The organism is Tatumella sp. JGM91 (genome assembly GCF_018257575.1).
Taxonomy (GTDB): Bacteria; Pseudomonadota; Gammaproteobacteria; order Enterobacterales; family Enterobacteriaceae; genus Tatumella; species Tatumella punctata.
Genome location: NZ_JAERJP010000042.1, coordinates 1 through 4866 on the forward strand (window position 1 = coordinate 1; position 4866 = coordinate 4866).

At 34.5% G+C, this 4866-nt stretch carries 2 protein-coding genes and 1 pseudogene; all 3 read right to left on the bottom strand.

Annotation, left to right across the window (positions count from 1 at the left end; all coding sequences use genetic code 11):
• Window positions 1-162: 162 nt before the first annotated feature.
• Window positions 163-420 (bottom strand): annotated as a pseudogene (locus JK198_RS16605) (transposase); the annotation flags it as partial.
• Between the two features lie 165 nt (window positions 421-585).
• Window positions 586-2619, bottom strand: a complete 2034-nt coding sequence (locus JK198_RS16610) for a hypothetical protein (protein WP_212711047.1) — start codon at window positions 2617-2619, stop codon at window positions 586-588.
• 31 nt (window positions 2620-2650) lie between these two features.
• On the bottom strand, window positions 2651-4513 hold the full coding sequence (locus JK198_RS16615; protein ID WP_212711048.1) for a glycosyltransferase: 1863 nt from the start codon (window positions 4511-4513) through the stop codon (window positions 2651-2653).
• Window positions 4514-4866: the final 353 nt, after the last annotated feature.

Sequence of the window (4866 nt, forward strand, 5' to 3'; positions counted from 1 at the left end):
TAACGTTGAACCCGGAACGGGAAAAACAGGCGGCTTAAATTAACCGGGGGTGACAACTACCTTGACACTTACCGTACCCTGTATAACTGGCGTAATCAGGCTAAATCAGAGGGGAAACCGGTGCCCGGTGCAGAAAAGAACAGTGAACAATGGTCAGCAGAATTTTGCCATGGCCTCCTGAATAATTTCTGCTTTGAGTCGTTCTTCGGCATACATCTTTTTCAGGCGGCGGTTTTCGTCTTCCGGGTCTTTGAGACGGGCCATCATGGAGGCATCCATCCCGCCAAAGCGTGAGCGCCACTTATAGAAACTAGCATTGCTCATACCATGCTCGCGGCACAGTTCAGAAACCGGCGTTCCGGCCTCGGCTTGCTTCAGGATGGACATGATCTGGCTGTCGGTAAAACGCGATTTTTTCATAGAGATCTCCCCGGTTCAGATTACGAGAAAACTCTACTTATAAACACCCCGATTTTTCGGGGGGATTACCGTCAGTCCGTTTTTGTACTGACCTTATTAGATCAAAGTCCTGACTTTTCAGCCAGGACTTTGTCAGCAGTCTGGGACTTAATATTTATTAAGTCTTTAATGATACAGAGAGTCAATCCAATCTTGCCCCAAATATCTATAGTTTAGAGACAAGTTCTTTAAAACCATATGATTGTTATAATCAAACTCATTTTTCCAAAATGCTAAAACACCGGGAACCCAAAAGTGATATTTTGAAAGAATGCTAAATGCATCATCTTCATTTTTTGGAATTTCTTCATCATATGGTACTAAACTTACACCTTCTCCCGAATGCTCAAATCCATCAATATGACGTATTTTACCCAGTACATCGAGTTCACGAGAGTTAGGAAGGACTAACAACTCTTCTAAAACCTCTTGGCATAGCTTAGTATTCAACTCATCGAAATTTAAATTGCTTTTACCTGATGCAATATTTTCAATGGAAGCTAATGCAAAATGATGAAGATTAACGATAATTTCTTCGTAGACCTTTTTTTCAGTTTTATAGTCTTGATGTATAACTACAATTTCATCATCCACACTCTCATAACCCTTAACTGAGCCGTGAGGGGCGCTATGTAGAGCCTCGAGCAAAGGAGCTAATTGAATTAATTTTCTTTCATAATTTGGATGTTGTAGCCCATTGCAAATCATACCTTTCATACTTCCTGATGAGTATAATTTTCCAAGAGAATTGCGCCACAAACCAAAGTAAAAACCAGAAATTGAAATGTTAGGCTCTACAAAGTTTATGATTTTTTTTATTGCACCCTGCATATTACCCTGCCAGCCTAAATCAACTATTGCAGTGCGACTTTGATTGTTAAATATTTTAAATTTTTCAAAATACTTAATAGCATTCACTCTTGATTGTGCACTAAAATCTAAAATCTCCTTTCTTAAATCACCAAATAACTGCCTAAGATTAATGTAATCATCGTTGGAGCTAATGATGTATTCAGGATTTTTAAATATAGCATTTATCTTAGAAAGTATGTTTTTTGATATCGTAATCCCTGTCCTTTCTACAAAGGTTTTAACAGTTCTACCTTTTTCCCCTCCACTGATTAGAAAGTCTATAATTGATGGAGTTAATTCAACAATTGAAGACATAATCAGTGATTTTCTTGAGACTTGAAAGTAAGATGCTTTGATGTTTTGAGGTACAAGATTTTTCGAAGAAAGAATATCCCAAACTTTTTTTAGTATATAGCCATCTCTTGAAAGGAAAAGAAGATTGTTAACTCCTGTTTTTTCTGCATTTTCTGCTATCCATTTAACATAGCTCATATACATAACAGAAAGATAATTCTCTCCAATTCTTTTATAGGTATTATTGCAAAAGATATCGTTTATTCTATTTTTTTGCACAAACTTTGATAAAGTTAATGTGGTTGAATTAACATTATTCCTGTTTTTTTGATCTTGTGCCAAAAAAGGAAAATGTACTGTATTTAATCCATGTTCACTAGCTCGTTTGATGTCTCCCCATGAACTATCACCAAAATGGATGATGTTATTTGGTTCTACGTCAAGGGTCTGAAGTACATGAGGCCATAAGCGACCTGACCCCTTAGTTAACTTAATTTCACTTGAAATAAAGAGTTTTTGATATGTATTAAATCCGCATTTAATCAATATGCTTTCAATAATTTTTTTATCTAAGTACATATCAGATACAAAAACAACTTGTTTACCGTCATTTAAAGCTTTATTGTAAATTTTTACCATTGGTTCAATAGGAATGATATTCTCAAATTCAACTTCATTTTCAAAATGGAGTATTTTATCCGAAAGTGAATCGTTGATATTAAGTAATGACTTCAGTTGATAGTATATCTCATGCAGCGTAACTTCTTCCCGATATTCATTTCTCGCTGCCTTCCTAGCTCTTTCTTCAGCTTCAATTCTGCATAATGTGAATTTTTTTAATTGCTCATTGTTTAAAATTTTTTTTGATCGTTCTGCCACTAATGAAAATATATGCTTCGGCGCTGCGACAAGTCTAGTAACTACAGTGTCGAAAATATCAAAGCTTACAACTACTGCTTTGTTGTAATTCTCTTTACTGTCAGTTGTTAAATTTGCAAAAAAATTATCTTTCATGATCTCTAAACTTAAATTATTGGTTGATGGATTAGTTGATTTTTAATACTTTTCTTTTTATAAATAAAATTGGCTTTGATACAGCTGAGAAAACTTTGAAAATTCTCTCAATTAGTTTATAAGATTCAATGCTTGTCGCTAATGATTCATTCGCAATACGAATTTGCTCATTTTTAAATGACATATGATAGTGAAGTAGCTCATGCATATCACTAATGGTTTTTTCTGATCTAGACAAAACTTGATCTAATCGATGTTCCAATCCTGTAATTCGATTATTGAGTTCATGATGAACTTTCGCTTCGTTAATTAAGAAGCCAAGCATCCAAGGAGCTTCTTTTGTAGCTTTTCTCAGTAGTGAGTTGCGATATAATGTGTTATATCTTAAATGTTTGTTAATTCCTTGTGTAACGCTATTCCCATATGCGTTATTTTCACTTTGAATGCGATGATGATAGAATGCTAATTTTTTTGGTAAAACTCCAATATCGGCTGAAAATAGCGCTCTTATATTGAAATCCCAATCACCTAAAACAGGAAGGTTTTTGTTAAATATACCAATTTCTTCAAACAGTTTTGTTCTGAACATGAAGGAAATTGGAGCAAACGTGTTTTCACCCAGTAAGCGATATAAGTCTATTTCAGTATACCAATTGTTGAATTCGCATTCCTCAATGAATTTTATCTCGCTGTCAGTAACCGTCTCTCTAATTAATGTAGTGTGTGTTACTACGCCGCCGTAAAATTTACTTGACTCGCCTGAAAGATAATCTACACATTCTTCTAAAAATTCTTTATCCCACGAGTCGTCATCATCGTGAACTATAGCAAACTCACTTTCAATAAGTTCTACAGCACTATCACTAGCTGCTTCCATTCCTAAAGCAGAATCATGATGTAAAATAGTAATTTTGTTTATCAAAGCGTCACGGTACAAGTTAACGCACTGTTCAACACCTTTCTTATCACCGCCATCATTGATGATATATAAATGCCATTTAGAATATGTTTGCTCTACTACGCTTGTAATGGCTCGAGCCAAAAGGATTGGTCTATTTTGCGTTCGCATAATAATCGAAACGCACTTATCTCCACTGTTTACATCATAATTATTTGAACAGGGGTAGTCGATAATGCAACTTTTATCATCGTAAGGTTTAATTTTTTGATTACGAGTGTCTTCGGTTAACAAAAAATCCCCTCCCTTACTTCCATCAATCAAATTATTTTTGGTTGAGTTCAAAATGAAGAGGTTCGGATGAACTACACTGTGAGGCATCATCATTTTTTCACTGAAATTATCAAAATAATTTGCAGCTAAGCTTTTTTTCTTGATGAACAGAAATGCATTTTGCCGATACCACCATGGTAAAGACTCGTCATGCCAAAATTTAGGGCGTATAAAATCTACAACAAAGAATCCATTCTTACTGAAGTGTTTTATCCATTCTTGAGGCCAAGCTTCATTAATATGACCTGTTCCTCCCTGAAATGGAATTGCAGCAGAAAAAAGCACTACGTCTGAGGCTTTACAAAGTTGGTCAATGAGCAGCAACCCACTTGCATGGCTAATGTGTTCGATCACTTCCATGCAAATTGCTAAGTCATATTTTTCATTTATAGATAAGTTATCTGATTCCAGATCTATTTCTGTAAAAAATGCACTATCTATAGACATCTCTTCACGATCAACATAGTGACCGTCATAACCTTGTATGGTTGTAGCACCTAGTTCATTTGACGCTTTTAACCACTCTCCCATCCCACAACCGATATCAACCACTGAACCGAAGTTATACAAGTATTTAATTTCATTAAGTATTTTAATTGCGGCCCGATAGCTGCTTTCTCTTTGGCTATCATAAAAACCTTTATCGTACAAATCTTCTGACATATTACCTCAATTGATAATCTATTTAAGTTAATTATTAATAAGCCTTATCGCACTATTAAATTTAGTAATAAAACTTACATTAATTGAGATAAATCTTAACTATGTCATATCGAGATTTCAATAAAATTGAGTTTGCGAAAAATTTCATATAAATTTACTTTTTAAAAGTGACGAACTTTTACAATAAAATTCAAACACTTAAACAAAAAAACAATTTAAATACAAATGATTTTAATTTGTCAAATAAATCAAAAGTTTTTTTAATACTACGAAAATTCCCCTCAGTGTCAGCATAGTTGTCACCCCCTCTGAAAAATCAATCTGAGGACATGGAGTGACACATGAAACGTATT

Excerpts from the sequence above, each read along its gene's own strand:
- JK198_RS16610 (WP_212711047.1), bottom strand. The coding sequence starts at position 2,619 with ATGAAAGATAATTTTTTTGCAAATTTAACAACTGACAGTAAAGAGAAT.
- JK198_RS16615 (WP_212711048.1), bottom strand. The coding sequence starts at position 4,513 with ATGTCAGAAGATTTGTACGATAAAGGTTTTTATGATAGCCAAAGAGAA.